18 protein-coding genes are annotated in these 17,321 nt (G+C 60.2%); 8 read left to right on the top strand and 10 right to left on the bottom strand.

Annotated elements, in window-relative coordinates:
* Positions 1-8 precede the first annotated feature (8 nt).
* The 4 genes from mrdA to ABWQ00_RS03495 are packed head-to-tail and all read right to left on the bottom strand — an operon-like array spanning position 9 to position 4,575.
* On the bottom strand, positions 9-2,015 hold the full coding sequence (mrdA, locus tag ABWQ00_RS03510; protein WP_353237283.1) for a penicillin-binding protein 2: 2,007 nt from the start codon (positions 2,013-2,015) through the stop codon (positions 9-11).
* Positions 2,016-2,017: 2 nt separating this feature from the next.
* Entirely contained in the window at positions 2,018-2,539 is a 522-nt protein-coding gene (gene mreD, locus ABWQ00_RS03505) for a rod shape-determining protein MreD (RefSeq protein WP_353237282.1), read from the bottom strand.
* Positions 2,536-3,492, bottom strand: a complete 957-nt coding sequence (mreC, locus tag ABWQ00_RS03500) for a rod shape-determining protein MreC (protein ID WP_353237281.1) — start codon at positions 3,490-3,492, stop codon at positions 2,536-2,538. Before mreC ends, mreD begins: the two co-directional genes overlap by 4 nt.
* A 39-nt stretch (positions 3,493-3,531) precedes the next feature.
* Positions 3,532-4,575, bottom strand: a complete 1,044-nt coding sequence (locus tag ABWQ00_RS03495; protein ID WP_353237280.1) for a rod shape-determining protein — start codon at positions 4,573-4,575, stop codon at positions 3,532-3,534.
* Between the two features lie 209 nt (positions 4,576-4,784).
* Between ABWQ00_RS03495 and gatC the strand changes: the two genes are divergently transcribed.
* The 3 genes from gatC to gatB are packed head-to-tail and all read left to right on the top strand — an operon-like array spanning position 4,785 to position 8,022.
* Entirely contained in the window at positions 4,785-5,084 is a 300-nt protein-coding gene (gatC, locus tag ABWQ00_RS03490; protein WP_353237279.1) for an Asp-tRNA(Asn)/Glu-tRNA(Gln) amidotransferase subunit GatC, read from the top strand.
* A 3-nt stretch (positions 5,085-5,087) separates the two neighbouring features.
* Entirely contained in the window at positions 5,088-6,548 is a 1,461-nt protein-coding gene (gatA, locus tag ABWQ00_RS03485; RefSeq protein WP_353237278.1) for an Asp-tRNA(Asn)/Glu-tRNA(Gln) amidotransferase subunit GatA, read from the top strand.
* Between the two features lies 1 nt (position 6,549).
* A complete protein-coding gene (gene gatB, locus ABWQ00_RS03480; RefSeq protein WP_353237277.1) occupies positions 6,550-8,022 on the top strand; it encodes an Asp-tRNA(Asn)/Glu-tRNA(Gln) amidotransferase subunit GatB in 1,473 nt (490 codons plus the stop codon).
* 46 nt (positions 8,023-8,068) lie between these two features.
* On the opposite strand, the gene ABWQ00_RS03475 is transcribed toward gatB, so the two are convergent.
* From ABWQ00_RS03475 to ABWQ00_RS03460, 4 genes are all read right to left on the bottom strand, one after another.
* Positions 8,069-8,347 (bottom strand): hypothetical protein, encoded by a 279-nt coding sequence (locus tag ABWQ00_RS03475; protein ID WP_353237276.1) that lies wholly within the window; start codon positions 8,345-8,347, stop codon positions 8,069-8,071.
* Between the two features lie 117 nt (positions 8,348-8,464).
* Positions 8,465-8,734, bottom strand: coding sequence for a type II toxin-antitoxin system RelE family toxin (locus ABWQ00_RS03470; RefSeq protein WP_353237275.1), 270 nt, complete (start codon positions 8,732-8,734; stop codon positions 8,465-8,467).
* Positions 8,718-8,930 (bottom strand): type II toxin-antitoxin system RelB family antitoxin, encoded by a 213-nt coding sequence (gene relB, locus ABWQ00_RS03465; protein ID WP_019429236.1) that lies wholly within the window; start codon positions 8,928-8,930, stop codon positions 8,718-8,720. The genes ABWQ00_RS03470 and relB overlap by 17 nt, the downstream gene beginning before the upstream one ends.
* 305 nt (positions 8,931-9,235) lie before the next feature.
* Entirely contained in the window at positions 9,236-10,246 is a 1,011-nt protein-coding gene (locus tag ABWQ00_RS03460; protein ID WP_353237274.1) for a fumarylacetoacetate hydrolase family protein, read from the bottom strand.
* 136 nt (positions 10,247-10,382) lie between these two features.
* Here ABWQ00_RS03460 and ABWQ00_RS03455 point away from each other — a divergent pair, with 136 nt between their 5' ends.
* The 3 genes from ABWQ00_RS03455 (at position 10,383) to ABWQ00_RS03445 (ending at position 12,826) form a co-directional block, all read left to right on the top strand.
* Entirely contained in the window at positions 10,383-11,210 is an 828-nt protein-coding gene (locus tag ABWQ00_RS03455) for an IclR family transcriptional regulator (protein ID WP_353237273.1), read from the top strand.
* A 41-nt stretch (positions 11,211-11,251) separates the two neighbouring features.
* Entirely contained in the window at positions 11,252-12,457 is a 1,206-nt protein-coding gene (locus ABWQ00_RS03450) for a DUF3108 domain-containing protein (RefSeq protein ID WP_353237272.1), read from the top strand.
* Between the two features lie 87 nt (positions 12,458-12,544).
* The gene (locus ABWQ00_RS03445) at positions 12,545-12,826 is read left to right on the top strand and encodes a BTH_I0359 family protein (RefSeq protein WP_353237271.1); all 282 of its coding nucleotides are present in this window, start codon (positions 12,545-12,547) and stop codon (positions 12,824-12,826) included.
* Between the two features lie 69 nt (positions 12,827-12,895).
* Here ABWQ00_RS03445 and ABWQ00_RS03440 read toward each other — a convergent pair whose 3' ends face one another.
* A complete protein-coding gene (locus tag ABWQ00_RS03440) occupies positions 12,896-13,990 on the bottom strand; it encodes an AbrB family transcriptional regulator (RefSeq protein ID WP_353237270.1) in 1,095 nt (364 codons plus the stop codon).
* Entirely contained in the window at positions 13,983-15,317 is a 1,335-nt protein-coding gene (aptA, locus tag ABWQ00_RS03435; protein WP_353237269.1) for an omega-aminotransferase AptA, read from the bottom strand. Before aptA ends, ABWQ00_RS03440 begins: the two co-directional genes overlap by 8 nt.
* A gap of 183 nt (positions 15,318-15,500) precedes the next feature.
* Between aptA and purU the strand changes: the two genes are divergently transcribed.
* Complete coding sequence (gene purU / locus ABWQ00_RS03430; protein WP_353237268.1) at positions 15,501-16,349, top strand: formyltetrahydrofolate deformylase; 849 nt, start codon at positions 15,501-15,503, stop codon at positions 16,347-16,349.
* 47 nt (positions 16,350-16,396) lie between these two features.
* Positions 16,397-17,272 (top strand): LysR substrate-binding domain-containing protein, encoded by an 876-nt coding sequence (locus ABWQ00_RS03425; RefSeq protein WP_353237267.1) that lies wholly within the window; start codon positions 16,397-16,399, stop codon positions 17,270-17,272.
* Positions 17,273-17,321: the final 49 nt, after the last annotated feature.

The raw sequence follows: 17,321 nt of genomic DNA, 5'->3' as shown, positions 1-17,321 counted from the left end.
GTTTCGGCTCAACGCTGGGTGACTTCGCGCATATCAGTCGTCCCCAAAGCTTTGGGGTTCAGCAAGGGCACATCCTTCTTGGCGCGAGGCTTGCCAATGGGGCTGGACGATTGGCCTCTTTGCGTGGCTGCGATGTCTTCTTCGCTGGGGTATTGACCCAGTACCCAGTAGTCAAACACGCGCCGTGCAATGGGTGCTGCTGCTGCGGCACCAAAGCCAGCGTTTTCGACCACCACGGCCACCGCAATCGTCGGCGATTCTGCCGGTGCGTAGGCCATGTACAAGGAATGGTCACGTTGGTACTCTGACAATTTGGCTGCATCGTATTTCTCTTTTTGCCCGATCGTCACCGCCTGCGCCGTGCCGGTTTTGCCGGCGCTGGTGTAACCCGCGCCAGCAAATACGCGGGCCGAGGTGCCCGAGGTGACCACGCCCACCAAGCCTTTGTGCACCACATCCAGGTGTTCGGGTTTGTAGCCCAGATCCCGTGCTGCTTGCGCGCCCACTTGGGCTTGTGCATGGGTCAGCGCGTCTTGTGTGGCGGTGACCACGCGCGGTTGGAACTGCATTCCCCGATTGGCCAAGGTGGCTGTGGCCGAGGCCAGTTGCAGCATGGTGAAGGTGTTGTAGCCTTGGCCAATGCCCAGCGAGATGGTTTCGCCGCCAAACCATTTCTTTTGCTCTGGCTTTTTGAAGTAGTTGCGCTTCCATTCGGTGCTGGGCAGGATGCCGCGCACTTCGCCGGGCAAGTCGATGCCCGTGTGTTGGCCAAACCACAAGGGCTTCATGAAGTCATGGATGGCGTCTACCCCCATGTCATTGGCCAGTGAGTAGTAGTACACATTGCTCGACGACACGATGGAGCGCACCATGTCCACGGCGCCCAAGCCATGGTCACCGTGGCTGCGAAAGGTGTGGCCGCCATAAGTCCATGAACCTGAATCCTGGGTGATGGCGCTGGCCGTGCGTTTGCCGGTCGTCAAAGCGGCCAGGGCCATGAAGGGCTTGTAGGTGGAACCTGGTGGGTAGGTGCCGCGCAGGGCGCGGTTGAGCAAGGGCTTGTCGATCGAGCCATTGAGCATTTGCCAGTTTTCGACATCAATGCCGTCGACGAACCAGTTTGGGTCAAAGGTGGGTTTGCTTACAAAGGCCAGCACTTCGCCGGTTTGGGGGTCCAGCGCGACCAAGGCACCCCGGCGATTGCCGAACAGGTCTTCTGTCATCTTTTGCAGCTGGATGTCGATCGACAAGACCACGTTTTGACCCGGCGTGGCGGGGCGGTTCGACAGGCTGCGAATGGCCCGGCCACCGGCAGACGTTTCGACTTGGTTGACGCCCGTGATGCCATGCAGTTCACGCTCGTAGCGCTGCTCAATGCCCAGTTTGCCGATGTATTCGGTGCCCCGGTAATTGGCGATGTCGTCGTTTTCTTCCAGCATCTCTTTGTCGCGCTGGTTGATGCGGCCGATGTAGCCAATGACGTGGCTGGCCAGCTCGCCATAGGGGTATTGCCTGAACAGCCGGGCTTTGATTTCTACCCCTGGAAATCTGTAACTCTGTGCACTGAAACGGGCCACTTCCTCGTCGGTGAGTCGGTTCCGAATGGGCAGGGAATCAAAGCTTTTGGACTCTTCACGCAAACGCTTGAAGCGACGGCGGTCTTTGGTCTGGATGTCCACCAGTTCGGCCAGCGCGTCGATGGTGGCCTCCAGATCCTTCACTTTGGAGGGGGTGATTTCCAAGGTGTAGGCCGAGTAGTTGTTGGCCAGCACGACGCCATTGCGGTCCAGAATGTTGCCGCGTGGCGGCACCGTGGGCAAGATGGCCGTGCGGTTGCTTTCGGCCTGAGTCATCAGGTCATCGTGCCGAATGATCTGCAGGTAAATCAGCCGCGAGGCCAGCAAGCCAAAACACAACAAAACCACCCATTGGATGATGACGACGCGGGTTTGAAAGCGGTCAATTTCGGCGCGGGTGTCGCGCAATTCGGCAAGAGAAGGCAGGTGCAGTGACATGCTCAAAGCGGCCGAATGTCATCGCGCTCAAATGCTCGGCGTTGCGGCGCCAGCAGCAGGGCGCCAATCAAGGGCCAAAGACCCGCCTGCAACAAAGGCGCCAGCAGCATCGACCAGCTGGGCCAAGCGTCGTGCACCAACAAGCGGGTCAGCCACTCGACCACCGAGGCCGCAATGAACAGAGGCAGAATTTGCAGCGCTTGTTCGCCCAGCGGAAACCACAGCATGCGCCGCTGTGTGGCGGTGGCCAAGCCGCACAGCACCACATAAGACAAGGCGTTTTGACCCAGCAAGGCCGATTCGTGCACGTCCACCATCAAGCCCATGACAAAGGCCAGCACCAGCCCGACTTTGCGGGGTTGGTGGACGGTCCAAAACACCAAAGCGATCGCCAGCACATCAGGCACCCAGTCTTGGCCCCACAAGCCCAGCAGCATGTTCATCAGCAGTGCGAGCGCCAGGGTCAAACCAATGAACCGGGGGTTGGCGGGCAACAGCAGTGGACGTCCAGCCGGCATGATCATGGCGTGCCCCCTTCAGTCTTGGCAGCTTGCGGCGGTTTGCTGGCGGTTTTGTTTTTGTTCGGCGTGCTTGGTGTTTTGTCGGCCACAGGTTTGGCTGGCCAGTCTTTGACCGGCAACAACACCAACAAATGACGACCGCGCTCAATGGCCGTAGGTTCGGCATGCACGGTGGCAAAAGAGGCATCGACCCGGCGGTCGATTTGCGAGATGCGACCGACATGCAAGCCCGGTGGGTAAATGCCGTCGATGCCGCTGGTGGTCAGCAGATCGCCCTTTTGCATGTCGGTGCCCGAGGGCACAAATTTCAGCTCCAAGGCGCCGCCCACGCCCATGGGGTTGCCGCTGGCAACGTGCCGAGCGCCGGTGCGTGCATTGATGACAGGAATGCTTTGCTGCCGGTCGGTGAGCAAGGTGACTTCGCTGACCAGTGGGTACACCCGGGTGACTTGGCCCACCACCCCTTGGGCATCGATCACGGCTGACCCTGCTTGGATGCCGGCGAAGTCGCCACGGTTCACCACCACACGGCGTGTGTAAGGGTCGGCCGTGTCGTACAAAATTTCGACGGCTTTGGTCGGCCCCGCCACGCTGGAGCGCAGTTCGAGCAGTTGTCGCAGGTTGGCGTTTTCCAGACTCAATTGTTCGACTTGCTGAAGCCGTTGTGCTTGGGCAATGGTTCGGGCTTCGTAGGACAAAGCGGCATCGCGTGCAGATTCCACACCGCCGAGGTAATTCCCCGTCAAATCCCACAAACGGGCAGGTTGCAGCGAGAGCCACTGCAAGGGCGACAAAGCCATGGCCACGCCCGCCCGCAAGGGTTGTGAAATTTGCAGTCGATGGTCTGCGGCCATCAACATCAGCGACAGCAGACTGAGCAAAATGAGCTTGGTGGTTGTGGACAGGCCCTGCCGAAAAATCGGCGGAGCGCTGCGCTCGTAAGTATCCAGGGCCATGCGGTGAGTGCTCCGGATGCGGGGTGGACGAACCCGTCTTTATTCGCTGGTGAAGATGCTGCCCAGCTGGTCCATGCGCTCCAGCGCCATGCCGCAACCACGCGCCACGCAAGTCAGCGGGTCTTCGGCCACCAGCACAGGCAATCCGGTTTCTTCGGCCAGCAGGCGGTCCAAGTCGCGCAGCAATGCGCCACCACCCGTCAGCATCATGCCGCGGTCGGCGATGTCAGCGCCCAACTCGGGTGGGGTGTGCTCGAGTGCGGTTTTGACGGCCGAGACGATTTGGTTGAGCGGGTCGGTCAGGGCTTCGAGGATTTCGTTGGAGCTGATGGTGAAGCTGCGCGGCACGCCTTCGGACAGATTGCGGCCATTGACTTCCATCTCTTTGACTTCGCTGCCCGGAAAGGCCGAGCCAATGTTCTTTTTGATGGCTTCGGCGGTGGGCTCACCGATCAGCATGCCGTAGTTGCGGCGGATGTAGTTGATGATGGCTTCGTCAAATTTGTCACCGCCTACGCGCACACTGCCCTTGTAGACCATGCCGCCCAGAGAGATGACGCCGACCTCGGTCGTACCACCGCCAATGTCCACCACCATGGAGCCGGAGGCCTCCGATACGGGCAGACCCGCACCGATGGCCGCGGCCATCGGTTCTTCGATCAGGTACACCTCGGAGGCGCCTGCACCCAGGGCCGACTCGCGAATGGCTCGGCGTTCAACTTGGGTGGAGCCGCAAGGCACGCAAATGATGATGCGGGGACTGGGGCGGAAGGTGCTGCGGGGGTGCACCATGCGGATGAACTGCTTGAGCATCTGCTCGGTCACGGTGAAGTCGGCGATCACGCCGTCTTTCATGGGGCGAATGGCTTCGATGTTGCCGGGCACTTTGCCCAGCATGGCCTTGGCTTCGTGGCCCACGGCTTGCAGGGTTTTTTTGCCCTGAGGGCCCCCTTCGTGGCGAATGGCCACCACCGAAGGCTCGTCGAGCACGATGCCCTTGTCGCGCACAAAAATCAGGGTGTTGGCAGTGCCCAGGTCAATGGCCAGGTCGCTGGAGAAATAACGGCGGAAAGAGGAAAACATTCAAGGGTCCTTGCACGCACTAACCCTTGCCAAATGGCGGCTTGAGGGGTTGAGTGTGGCGGTCAATCAGGGGTGTTGTCAGGGCGGGCTCTAGGACAGCAGGGCGAGCGGCACCAAACACAGGATAATACCCGATCCCCCGGCAAAACAGGGCTGACAGAGCCTTGCCAGCGCCGGAAAACACGGCCACTTACAACTGTTTGCACACCATGTCCCTGACCTCGCAGGATATTGCCCGGATTGCCAACCTTGCCCGGTTGGAACTGCAACCTGAAGAAAGTGAGCGCATGCTCACGCAAATCAACGGCTTTTTCAGCATCGTTGAAGCCATGCAAGCCGTGGACACCACCGGCATCGAGCCAATGGCCCATCCCGTGGCCGCCATTCAGGACATCACATTGCGCCTGCGTCCCGACGTGGCCAGCGAACCCAACCAACGCGACCTGAACCAGCAAAGCGCCCCCGCCGTCGAGCGCGGTTTGTTTTTGGTTCCCAAAGTCATCGAGTAAGCCATGAGTGAACTGCATAACCTGAGCGTGAAAGCGCTGGCCACCTTGTTGCAGGCCAAAGAGGTCAGCGCTGTTGAAGTCGCCACACGCTTTCTGGCCCGCATGGGCGGCAACCCGCACAATGCCTTCTTGGACATCGACAGCGAAGTGACGCTGGCCCAGGCCCAAGCTTCGGATGCCAAGCGTGCCAACGGCACTGCAGGTCCGCTGGAAGGCGTGCCAGTGGCGCACAAAGACGTGTTCGTTACGCGCGATTTCGCCACCACCGCAGGCTCCAAAATCCTCAGCGGCTACCGCTCGCCTTTTGACGCCACCGTGGTGCAGCGCCTGCGCACGGCCGGCATGGTCACGCTGGGCAAGCTCAACTGCGACGAATTCGCCATGGGCTCGGCCAACGAAAACTCGGCCTATGGCCCGGTGCAAAACCCTTGGGACACGGCCCGCGTGCCCGGCGGGTCTTCGGGCGGCAGCGCCGCCGCTGTAGCCGCAGGCTTGACGCCTGCCGCGACCGGCACTGACACAGGTGGCTCGATTCGCCAGCCCGCCAGCTTTTGCGGCATCACCGGCATCAAGCCCACTTATGGCCGCGCATCGCGTTACGGCATGATCGCCTATGCCTCCAGCCTAGACCAAGCCGGCCCCATGGCCCGCAGCGCCGAAGACTGCGCGCTCTTGCTCAGCGCCATGTGCGGCGCAGATTTGGACCGCGACTCGACGTCGCTGGACATGCCCACAGAAGACTTTTCTGCATCGCTGAACAACTCGCTTAAAGGCCTGCGCATTGGCATTCCCAAAGAGTTTTTTGGCGAAGGCCTGGCCGCCGATGTGCGCGCCGCAGTAGACGGGGCTTTGCGTGAGTATGAAAAGCTGGGTGCCAAGCTGGTGCCCATCAGCTTGCCGCGCACCGAGTTGTCCATTCCCGTTTACTACATCATTGCCCCAGCCGAAGCCAGCTCTAATCTCAGCCGCTTTGACGGTGTGAAGTTCGGCCACCGCGCCAAGGACTACAGCGACCTGGTGGACATGTACAAAAAGACCCGCGCCGAAGGCTTTGGCAACGAGGTCAAGCGCCGCATCATGACGGGCGCTTATGTGCTCTCGCATGGTTATTACGACGCCTACTACCTGCAAGCGCAAAAAATCCGCCGCATGATCGCCGACGACTTCCAAAACGCGTTCAAAGCATGCGACGTGATTGCTGGCCCCGTGGCCCCGTCTGTGGCCTGGAAGTTTGGCGAGAACGCGGGCGATCCGGTGGCCGACTACCTGGCCGACATCTTCACCCTGCCCGCATCGCTGGCGGGCCTGCCCGGCATGAGCGTGCCCGCAGGCTTTGGCGCGGGCAATATGCCCGTGGGCCTGCAGCTGATCGGCAACTACTTCAAGGAAGCCCAGTTGCTGAGCGCCGCACACCGCCTGCAACAAGTGACCGACTTCCACCTTCGCAAGCCGGAGGGCATCTGACATGAGCAAACTCGTCCAAGGCTACGAAGTCGTCATCGGCTTTGAAACACACGCCCAACTCTCGACAAACAGCAAGATCTTCAGCCGTGCGCCCACCGCCTTCGGTGCCGAAGCCAACACCCAAGCATGTGCGGTGGACATGGCCCTGCCCGGCACGCTGCCCGTGATGAACATCGGCGCGGTCGAACGCGCCATCGAGTTCGGTTTGGCCATCAACGCCCACATTGCCGAGCGCAGCATCTTTGCGCGCAAAAACTATTTCTACCCCGACCTGCCCAAGGGCTACCAAATCAGCCAGTTCGAGATCCCGGTGGTGCAAGGCGGCGAGGTGTCTTTCTTCTTGGAAGTGGGCAAAGAAACGGTGCGCAAAACCGTGCGCCTGGAGCGCGCCCACCTCGAAGAAGACGCGGGCAAATCGCTGCACGAAGACTTCATTGGTCAGTCTGGTATCGACTTGAATCGCGCCGGCACACCCCTGCTGGAGATCGTGACGCAACCCGACATGAGCAGCAGCGAAGAAGCCGTGGCTTACGCCAAAGAGCTGCACAAGATAGTGACCTGGATCGGCATTTGCGACGGCAACATGCAAGAAGGCAGTTTCCGGTGCGACGCCAACGTGTCGGTGCGCAAACCGGGTCAGCCCTTGGGCACGCGCCGCGAGATCAAAAACCTGAACAGCTTCAAGTTCATGCAGCAAGCCATCGACTACGAAGTGCGCTGGCAGATCGAAGAAATCGAAGACGGCCGTGCCATCCAGCAAGCCACCGTGCTGTTCGACCCCGAAACAGGCGAGACCCGCGCCATGCGCACCAAAGAAGATGCTGCCGACTACCGCTACTTCCCGGACCCCGACCTGCCCCCGCTGGTGATCGGCCGAGACTGGGTCGATCGCGTGAAAAGCGAGATGGCCGAGCTGCCCCGCGTGATGGCCGAGCGCTTCGTCAAAGACTACGCGCTGCCCGAATACGACGCCACGCAGCTGACCCAAAGCAAAGCGGTCGCAGCCTACTTTGAAGCCACGGCCAAAGCCTGCGGCCAAGCCAAACTGGCCAGCAACTGGATCATGGGCGAAGTCTCACGCCGCTTGAATGCAAGCGAACTCGGCATCGAGCAAGTCCCGGTCAGCGCCGCGCAACTCGCTGCCTTGATCGGTCGTATCAGCGATAACACCATCAGCAACAACGCGGCGCGTCAGGTGTTTGAAGGTCTGTGGAACAAAGAAGGCCCCTCCGGTAGCGAAGGCGATGTCGACGCCCTCATCGAAGCCAAAGGCCTCAAGCAGATGAACGACACCGGCGAGCTGGAAAAGATCATAGACGAGGTGTTGGCCGCCAACCCCAAGAACGTCGAAGAGTTCAAGACCGGCAACGCTAAGGCCCTGAACGGTTTGGTTGGCCCCATCATGAAGGCCAGTAAGGGCAAGGCCAATCCGGCGCAGGTGAATGCGTTGTTGATGAAGAAGCTGGGGGCGTAATCTTTGGATTGTTTTACGGGGCGGATGGGCTTGACCGCCTCATAACTCAATCTGGATAAACAAATGACTTGTTAATTCCCTTGCTTGCGAGATAGCGTGCGCATTCTTCTTGCGAACCTGTCGGCAGGACAATTTTTATAGCGATAACCTCCCCATCCATCTCCTGTTCCTGCATCCGCCAAAGCTCCAAGAGATCTAGCCGCAACTCCATCTGTGCAAAGTAAATAGCTTGCTGATTTTTGGCGCGTTGATATGCAATTTGTTTACTTGGCGAAAAAAGCAGTGGTCGACCATTCGCAGAGCCATTTTTAACCTGCTCGCGCACTTTTACGGGGCATTGGCCGCCACCTTGATGCTGTCGAGCAAGTGCTGGGGCAGTAGCAGCGAAATGGTTTTGGTCGGGGTCGCAAGTTGGGCGGCTTGACCTTTTGCGCTTGAGACCCTATCGGTAGACCTCACGCCGATTGCCGACCCGCAGCACGCGCACCAGAATTTTCTGATCCTGGATGTCGCAGATGATGCGCCAGTCGCCGACTCGGTACTTCCAATAACTGCCCAGGCGCTGACCCGAGAGGGCCTCACCGATGTCGCGTGGGTTGGTCAAACTGCTGACGCGTGTGCGCAAAAAACCCACCAGCCGGATCTGGATGGGCTTGTCGAGTTTGCGCAGGTCCTTAAGAGCATCCGGGTCAAACTCAATTTGCCAGGCCAAGCTCGCGCTCCACGTCTTCCAGCGAAATGGTGTTGCGGTTCTTTCGGGCGCGGGCCTCGGCGAGGAAATAGTCTTCGAGGTCGTCGATGTGCTCGAGTATGGCTTCGCGCACCAGCGCGGTCTTGGTCAACCCGGTCTCTTGGGCCAGTTGAGCCAAGCGGGTTTCGATGTTTTCGGGCAGGCGTATGGCGAGCATGGCTTCTTCCCTTTCAATGTTTGCTATACAAGTATAGCTGGCCCATCCATAGCAGCCAAATTTGACCGCATCAGTCGACTGAATGTCATTGAGGTCCGGGTCAATCTGCAACTTGGCCTGGTGTTGGCCCACGCGTCCCGACAGCCAGATGCGAATTAATATTTGTGCGCGCCTTCATGCACACGGAGATCGTCATGCCAGCCACCGATTCAGCCCCCGCCCCGCCTGGCCTGCGGGTTTTCAGCGCGTGTGCACGCCCTTCGAACCGGGGGCTCGCCCCCCACAGAGGCAAGGGCGTGCCGGTTTCAGCGCTTCAGCGGCACGATTTCCTGCTCAATCGCGCCAAACAAGCTCTCCCCGTTTTGGCCCTTCATCTCGATGCGGATCGTGTCGCCGTACTTCATGAACTCGGTCGAGGTCTTGCCGTCCAGGATGGTTTCGATGGCGCGCTTTTCAGCGATGCAGCTGTAGCCCTTGGGCCATTCAGGCTTGCCGTTGACGTCGACACTCTTGTTGCTCACGGTGCCACTGCCCACGATGGAGCCGGCTCGCACATTGCGGGTCTTGCAGACATGAGCGATCAACTGGCCGAAGTGGAAGGTCATCTCGGGGCCGGCTTCGCACATGCCCACCTTGCGCCCGTTCCAGGTGGACTGCAGCGTCAGGTGCACGCGCCCGCCTTGCCAGGCATCGCCCAGCTCGTCGGGCGTCACGGCCACGGGGCTGAAGGCGGTGGCGGGTTTGCTTTGGAAGAAGCCAAAGCCCTTGGCCAGTTCGTTGGGGATCAGGTTGCGCAGGCTGACGTCGTTGGCCAGCATGACCAGACGCACGCCTTCGATGGCATCGTCGGCGCTGGTCTGCATGGGCACATCGCCGGTGATGACAGCGATTTCGGCCTCGAAGTCGATGCCAAAGGCTTCGCTGGCACAGACCACCGGGTCGCAGGGGCCAATGAAGTCATCGCTGCCGCCTTGGTACATGAGCGGGTCGGTGTAAAAGCTGCTGGGCAATTCGGAGTTGCGCGCCGCACGGACCAGTTCCACATGGTTGATGTAGGCTGAACCATCGGCCCACTGGTAGGCGCGGGGCAGGGGTGCCATGCAGCGCTCTGGGTCAAATGGGAAGGCGTGCCGTGCTTTGCCTTGGTTGAGTGTGCTGTACAGGTCTTCGAGTTGGGGGGCCAGAAAGTTCCAGTCGTCCAGCACCTGTTGCAACTTGCTGGCGATGCCGGTCGCATAATGTGCAGTGCTCAGGTCACGCGAAACCACCACCAGTTGTCCGTCGCGTGAGCCGTCTTTGTAGGTCGCCAATTTCATGATGTGTGCCTGTTTTTACCGTGGTTCTATGCCGTGTGCATCAGGGCTGAACCACACGAGGAATGACGCATTCAATGCTGCGTAAATTACGCATTGTTAAACTCGTTTAACTAAACGAAACCTGATTCTAGAGCATATGGCCTATTCCAGCACCACCGAAATGAGCCCGGAAGGGGACAAAGAACGCGCAGGCATCCAGTCGGTAGAGGTGGGTTTTGCCCTGCTGGATGTGTTGGCCCAGGCATCTGGACCTTTGATGTTGCGCGACCTGGCCAGTGCGGCGGGCATGAGCGCGGCCAAGGCCCACCGTTACTTGGTGAGCTTTCAGCGCCTGAGTTTGGTGGTGCAGGATGCCAACACCCGCTACGAACTCGGTCCCGCCACTTTGCGCTTGGGCCTGGCCACGCTGTCCAGACTGGACGCGGTCAAACTGGCGCGTGAGCGCTTGCCCACATTGATGGACCAGACCGGCCACACCCTGGCTCTGGCGGTATGGGGCAACCGGGGACCGACCTTGGTGCACTGGCAAGAAGCCCCTTTGGCCATGCCCGTCAGCTTGCGCCTGGGCGATGTGATGCCTTTGTTGTCTTCGGCCACGGGTCGGTGTTTTGCAGCGTTCATGGGCCACGGCGGCGCGGCCGACAAGGCCCAGCCCATGATCGAGGCGGAGCTGGCCCTGGCCCGTAAGCTCGGGCGCAGCGATTTGCCCTCGACAGCAGCGCAAGTGCAGGCGATGAACACCGAAACCCGTGCCCAGGGTTTGGGCCGCGTGGTCAATGTTTTGCTGCCCGGTATTTCGGGCTTTTGTGCCCCCGTTTTTGATGCGGATGGACATTTGGCTATGGGCGTGGTGTCGCTGGGCTCGACCGCCACCTTGGACACCGATTGGGCGGGTCCTGTGGCGCAAGCGTTGAGGGGATTCGCGGCGCAGCTCTCATCCGATCTGGGCTGGACTTCGGTCTGAAGTGGGCCCAAGCCTGTCACGTCGCCAAAACCGCGCTTGACATGTCCATGCTTGCTGCCACACCTGCACAGCCTCCTCGCCCGGTCAGTGGCCCGGCTCCAGGGGCTTTGTGGTCTTGGATTTTGGTGGTTTTGGGCCTGCATCTGGCGGTGGGGATGGCGATGGTGGGCGCAAGGCTTTGGCAAATTCAAGGGCCTCAGTCCTTGCGGGTGGGCCCGGTGCAAACCCGGTGGTTGCCACCCGCGCCATCACCACCAGCCACTGTGCAACAGCCAAAGGCTAAGCAAGAGCGCCAAACGCGCTTGGCCACCGAGCCTTCGGTACCAACACCAAGGCCAGCGTCTGCGGCAGCACCTCCACCAGAGCCAGACGATGCCCGCGTGGCGACTGAACCCATGACAGAGCCCTCAAGCCCCCCGACATTATTGGGCGAGAGCGATCAGGCGGACAGGACACAAGCCGCAGCAGAGGCCAAGTTGGCAGCGACGAACGATGTGCACAGTGCGACCCTGGCATCAGCAGACAAGCCCGCTGCTTTGCCGGCAACACCCACAGGCTTGGCCGAGGTCAACATGGCTTTGCCGCAATTGGGTTTGGCTGCACTGCCGACATCAGCCCTGCTGAATTACCGGCTCAGCGGCCAAGAAAAGGGCATTCCCTACCAAGCCACAGGCGAGTTGCGTTGGCAGCGCAATGCGGGTGCCTACGCCATGGGTTTGTCGGTGCGGGCATTTTTGTTGGGAACCAGGGTATGGCGAAGTCAGGGCTTGATCACCGCACAAGGTCTGGCGCCGGTTCGATTTTCTGACAGCTGGCGCAGCGAAAGGGCCACGCATTTCGATGGAGAACAAAACCGCATCGTGTTCAGCAGCAACGCACCCTCTGTCCCATTGCAGCCCGGCGCACAAGATCAGATCAGCCTGTACCCACAGATGGCGGCCCTCATGGCGCAAGAGGGAGGACGTTTGCAGCCCGGTGCGCGCTTGCAGGTGCAAACCGCTACGGTGCGCGACGCTTTGCCATGGCTTTTGACCTTGGAACAAGAAGAGACGCTGCAGGTGGATGGGCAAAACCTGCAGGCGACCAAGTGGGTTTGCCAGCCGCGCAACCGTTTTGACGCCAAAGTGGAGTTCTGGGTCGCTGCCAAGCATGAATGGTTGCCTGTTCGCATCCGCATCACCCAAGTCAGCGGCAGCTTCATTGACTTGCTGTTGACGGGCCGAGCGGGCTTGCCCGACCTGCCTTGATCCTCGGCCCAGCGTAAAAACCACAGCCTCTTGAAGTCGTTGCAAACAGTCCCATGTGCAAACGACAAGATAAGGGAGAATGAGCGCATGAACCTGTTGTACGAATCCGATACTTTTGCTGTCATGCACGTCTTGGCCAATGCACCCAGCGAGGCGGCCCCCAACAGCAGTCAGCCTGTGCTGGAACGACATGGTTTTGAAATCGTGGACAAGCGTTCTGGCAAAGAGGTTTATCTGGATGGGTCTTGGGCAGAAATGTTCCAGCAACAGATCCAAGCTTGGCAGCAGCAGACCCCCACGCAAGAAGAAGTCGAAGACACGCTCGAGGGTTACACCGGCTTGGCCCAGCAGCCGGTGGTGGTGCACTGACGTGGTCAGTCCTCGTCGCCAGTCTGCCCAACGCTGACCATCAGCCGCCAGCACCTGTGGGGGCGTTTTTTAGGTGGCCTTTTTGTCTCTGCCGACCCACTTGAAAATCGGCCCAACCAAGATCAGCACGGCCACCAAGCGGCAAACCTGAAATGCCGTAACGACGGGCACGCCCAGCTGCAGCACTTTGGCCGTGATGGCCATTTCGGTGATGCCGCCAGGCGCCGTTCCCAAGATGAGGGTGGCCGGGTGCAATCCCGTGCCCCAGGCCAGCGCCAAGCCAAACAACACCGAGGCCCCCATCATCCACAAAGACCCCCAGGCCACCGAACCCAGCCAAAGGGGCGCCGTTTGGATGAACTCGCGCCTGAACCGGATGCCCAGGCTCACGCCGATCACCAGTTGGGCGGCGTTTGTCAGCACCGTGGGAACAGCCGAGCCTTCCCAGCCCGCCAAGGTCAAAGCCATGGCCACCAACAAAGAGCCCATGAACCACGGGTTGGTGCGGCCCAGCAGGGTCATCAAGACACTGCCTGCCGCAGTGGCCAGGCCCAACCAAAGCAAGCCCGGCCATTGCGCTTCGCGAGGCCCGGGCAACAAGGAGGCATCGACCGTCAAGCCCCATTGGTGTTGTGCCCACTGCATGCCAAAGGGCACAGCGATGACCACCAGCACCAAGCGCATGCTGTGCGCTGCGGCCACCAAGTCGGTGCGGGCGCCATAGCGTTCGGCCAACAAGGTCATTTCGGAAGCCCCGCCGATGGCGCCAGAAAAATACGTGGTGGCCAGCAAAGCTCGGGGCGACAAATGGGCCAATTCGGCCCCGTGCCTGCGTTGCAGCCAAAGGCCAAACAAGCCTCCCAATGCCAGCGCCCAAACCACGGCCAAGGCAATGGCCCACCATTGGGCCAGCACCAAGGCACTGACCTGGGGCGTGAAATACAACCCCAGTGCCGAACCAATCACCCACTGACCGCTGTTTCTCAAGAGGTTGGCGCTGTGTGTGGGGGCGCCCGCCATCGAGGCCAATGCCGTCACCATCAGGGGCCCCAGCATCCAGGGAATGGGCGTTCCTAGCCAAACGCACAACTCGGCGGCTGCCAGAGCCGCCAGCAAGGTGAGTGCAGTTCGGCTGCTTTGACCGGCAAGCTTCAGCTTAGGCATGCCGACGGATGCTGTCGGCCACCGTCTGCACGATCTGGTCAATGTGGGCGTCTTCCACGATGTAGGGTGGGCAAATGACGATGTTCTCGCCCGCCGGGCGCACCCAAACTCCGTGGTGGAAGCAGTCCATGAAGATGTCGTAAGCCCGCTTACCGGGTGTGCCCGGGATGCTGGCCAGCTCCACCGCCCCGGCCAAGCCCAGCGTGCGGATGCCGATCACATTGGGTAAGCCTTTGAGTGCACTGTGCATGGCGTCGCCCAGCACGCGGCCCTTTAGACCTGCACGGGCAAACAGGTTTTCTTCCTTCATCAAATCGAGCGTGGCAATGGCGGCGGCGCAAGCGACCGGATGGCCCGAATAGGTGTAGCCGTGGAAGAACTCGATCGCATGCTGCGGCGAGTTGGCGTTCATCATCGCGTCGTAGATGAAATCGCGGCAGATCACGCCACCCAGCGGAATCACACCATTGGTCACCGCCTTGGCAAAGTTCAGCATGTCGGGCACCACGCCATAAAAATCAGCGCCAAAGTTCACGCCCAGGCGGCCAAAGCCGGTGATGACCTCGTCAAAAATCAGCAAGATGCCGTGCTTGTCGCAAATTTCGCGCAGGCGCTTGACATAGCCTTTGGGCGGGAGGTACCAACCCGCGCTGCCCGAAATGGGCTCGACGATCACCGCCGCCACGTTGCTCGGGTCGTGCAGCACCAGGATGCGGTTTTCCAGCTCCAGCAGCGGGTCTTCGGCCCACACGGGTTCTTCGTGGTGGATGTAAGCGTGGTTCACCGGGTCGTGGATGAAGCGCATGTGGTCCACACGCGGCAGCAGCTGTGAGCCATACACCTTGCGGTTGGCCGGCAGGCCACCCACGCTCATGCCGCCGAAGTTGACGCCGTGGTAAGCCTTTTCGCGGCCAATGAACACATTGCGGTGGCCTTCGCCCCGGGCGCGGTGGTAGGCCAGCGCCACTTTCAGGGCCGTGTCGGCGGCTTCAGAACCGGAGTTGCAAAATAGCACCTTGTTCAGGTCGCCAGGTGCCATCTCGGCAATCATCTGCGCGGCCTTGAAGGCCTTGTCATTGCTGGCCTGAAAAGCCGTGGCGTAGTCCAGCGTGTCCAGTTGGTTTTTGATGGCTTCGTTGATCGGGCGGCGGTTGTGGCCTGCGCCCACACACCAGAGGCTGGAGATGCCATCGATGACTTTTTTGCCGTCGTGGGTGGTGAAGTGCATGCCTTCTGCGCCCACGAACACCCGGGGGTCTTGCTTGAATGCGCGGTTAGGCGTGAAGGGCAACCATTGGTTGTCCATGTTGAAGTCGGTGTGGGCCACGGTTCTTGCTCCTTTGTATCGGTGAACACAATCAGTTTAATGGGCAAATTCACTTGCACACGCACGGCTGTGACAGCTTGTCTGTGGCAAAAAAAGGGGTCTTTACAATAGACATGTGAACTACAACCCAGCGCGAGATGCTTGGTGCGCAGGCTGCAGACCTTGTTTTTCTGCTTTTTCTCCATGACCACCACCTACATCCTGACCCTTTCCTGCCCCGACCGCACCGGCATCGTGCATGCGGTGTCGGGCTTTTTGCTGGAGCGTGGGGGCAATATTGAAGAAGCGGCGCAATACAACGACCACGACACGGGTTTGTTTTTCATGCGGGTTCAGTTTGCGTGTGATCAGCTGGATGGCGAGACTTTGAACATTCAATGGGCTGCGTTTGCACAGAAATTTGACATGCAATGGGACCTGCACGCCACGTCCCAGCCCATGCGCACCGTCATCATGGTCAGCAAGGAGGGCCACTGCCTGAACGACCTGCTGTTTCGCTGGAAGAGCGGTTTGCTGCCTTTGGATATTCGCGCCATCGTCAGCAACCACCGCGAGTTCTACCAACTGGCGGCCAGTTACAACGTGCCGTTTCACCACATCCCGGTGACCAAGGACAACAAGGCACAAGCTGAAACCAAGCAGTACGAGATCATTCAGGCCGAAGGGGCCGAACTGGTCGTGTTGGCTCGCTACATGCAGATCCTCTCTGACGACCTGTGCCGCAAGCTGGCTGGTCGTGCCATCAACATCCACCACAGCTTTTTGCCCAGCTTCAAGGGGGCTAAGCCCTACTACCAGGCGCACGACCGGGGCGTGAAACTGATTGGTGCGACTGCACACTATGTGACCGCCGATCTGGACGAAGGCCCGATCATCGAGCAAGACGTGGCCCGCGTGGACCACAGCAAGACAGTCGATGACCTGACGGCCCAAGGCCGCGACACCGAAAGCCAAGTGCTGGCCCGCGCTGTCAAGTGGCACAGCGAACACCGCGTGCTGATCAACGGCCATAAGACGGTGATTTTTAAATGAACCTCTTTGCGGGACAGATCTTCAGCGCTGCTCCCAACTGATCCACCATGTCAGCCAACTCCCGCATCCCGCCCATCCAGTGTCTCTTGACCTTTGAGGCCTTGGCGCGCTTGCGCAGCGTGACGCAGGCGGCCGAAGAGCTGTGCGTGACGCCCAGCGCCGTGAGCCACCGGGTCAAGCAGTTGGAGCAAATCATTGGCACCAAACTGTTTGGGCGGGCTGATTTTTCGCTGACCACCGAAGGCAACGAATACCTGGCTCATGTGCGCGAGGGCTTGGTGTCCTTGCAGCGCTTTCCCAGCGCCAGCAACACCCCTGGCCGTCGCAAACTGCGCTTGGCGGTCACGCCCACTTTTGCGCGCTCGGTCTTGATGCCCAGGCTCAAGCACTTTTTGGACGCCTACCCCGAAATCGACATCACTTTGCAAGTGAGCATTCCTCTGCTGGACGTGGTGGCCGAGGACGCCGACTTGACCGTGCGCTTTGGCACTGGCCGTTATTCAGACGTGGAGCATGTGTGCCTGGCCAAGGACGATGTGACCCCCTTGGCATCGCCCGCTTGGTTGCGCGAGAACGGCCCCTTTGCCAGCGCCGAAGATCTGCAAGGGGTGGCACTGCTTCGCAGCCCCTTGGAGCCTTGGCGCACTTGGTTTGCGGCGCATGACCTGGATTGGCCCGAGCCCACCGATGGCTCGTCTTTCAACGACATAGGCCTCATGTGCGACGCTGCCGCCCAAGGCTTGGGCGTGGGCCTGATCCGCACCAAACTCGGTGCACCTTGGCTCGAGAGCGGCCAATTGGTGCGCCTGTTTGAACGCAGCGTGCCCAGCCCGCACGCCCATTACCTGTGCTGGCGTACCGGCACCATGGAGCGCTGGGAATGCGCCACCTTTGCCGACTGGCTCAAAAAAGCCTTGGCTTGATTTCACAAGCCTGTCAAAGATTCTTCAGCCCCACGGCTTGGGCTTGCGC

This window comes from Limnohabitans sp. (genome assembly GCF_040400975.1).
Lineage (GTDB): Bacteria > Pseudomonadota > Gammaproteobacteria > Burkholderiales > Burkholderiaceae_C > Limnohabitans_A.
The sequence above is the reverse complement of the archived record's forward strand: the minus strand, read 5'-3'. Positions and strand labels throughout refer to the sequence as shown.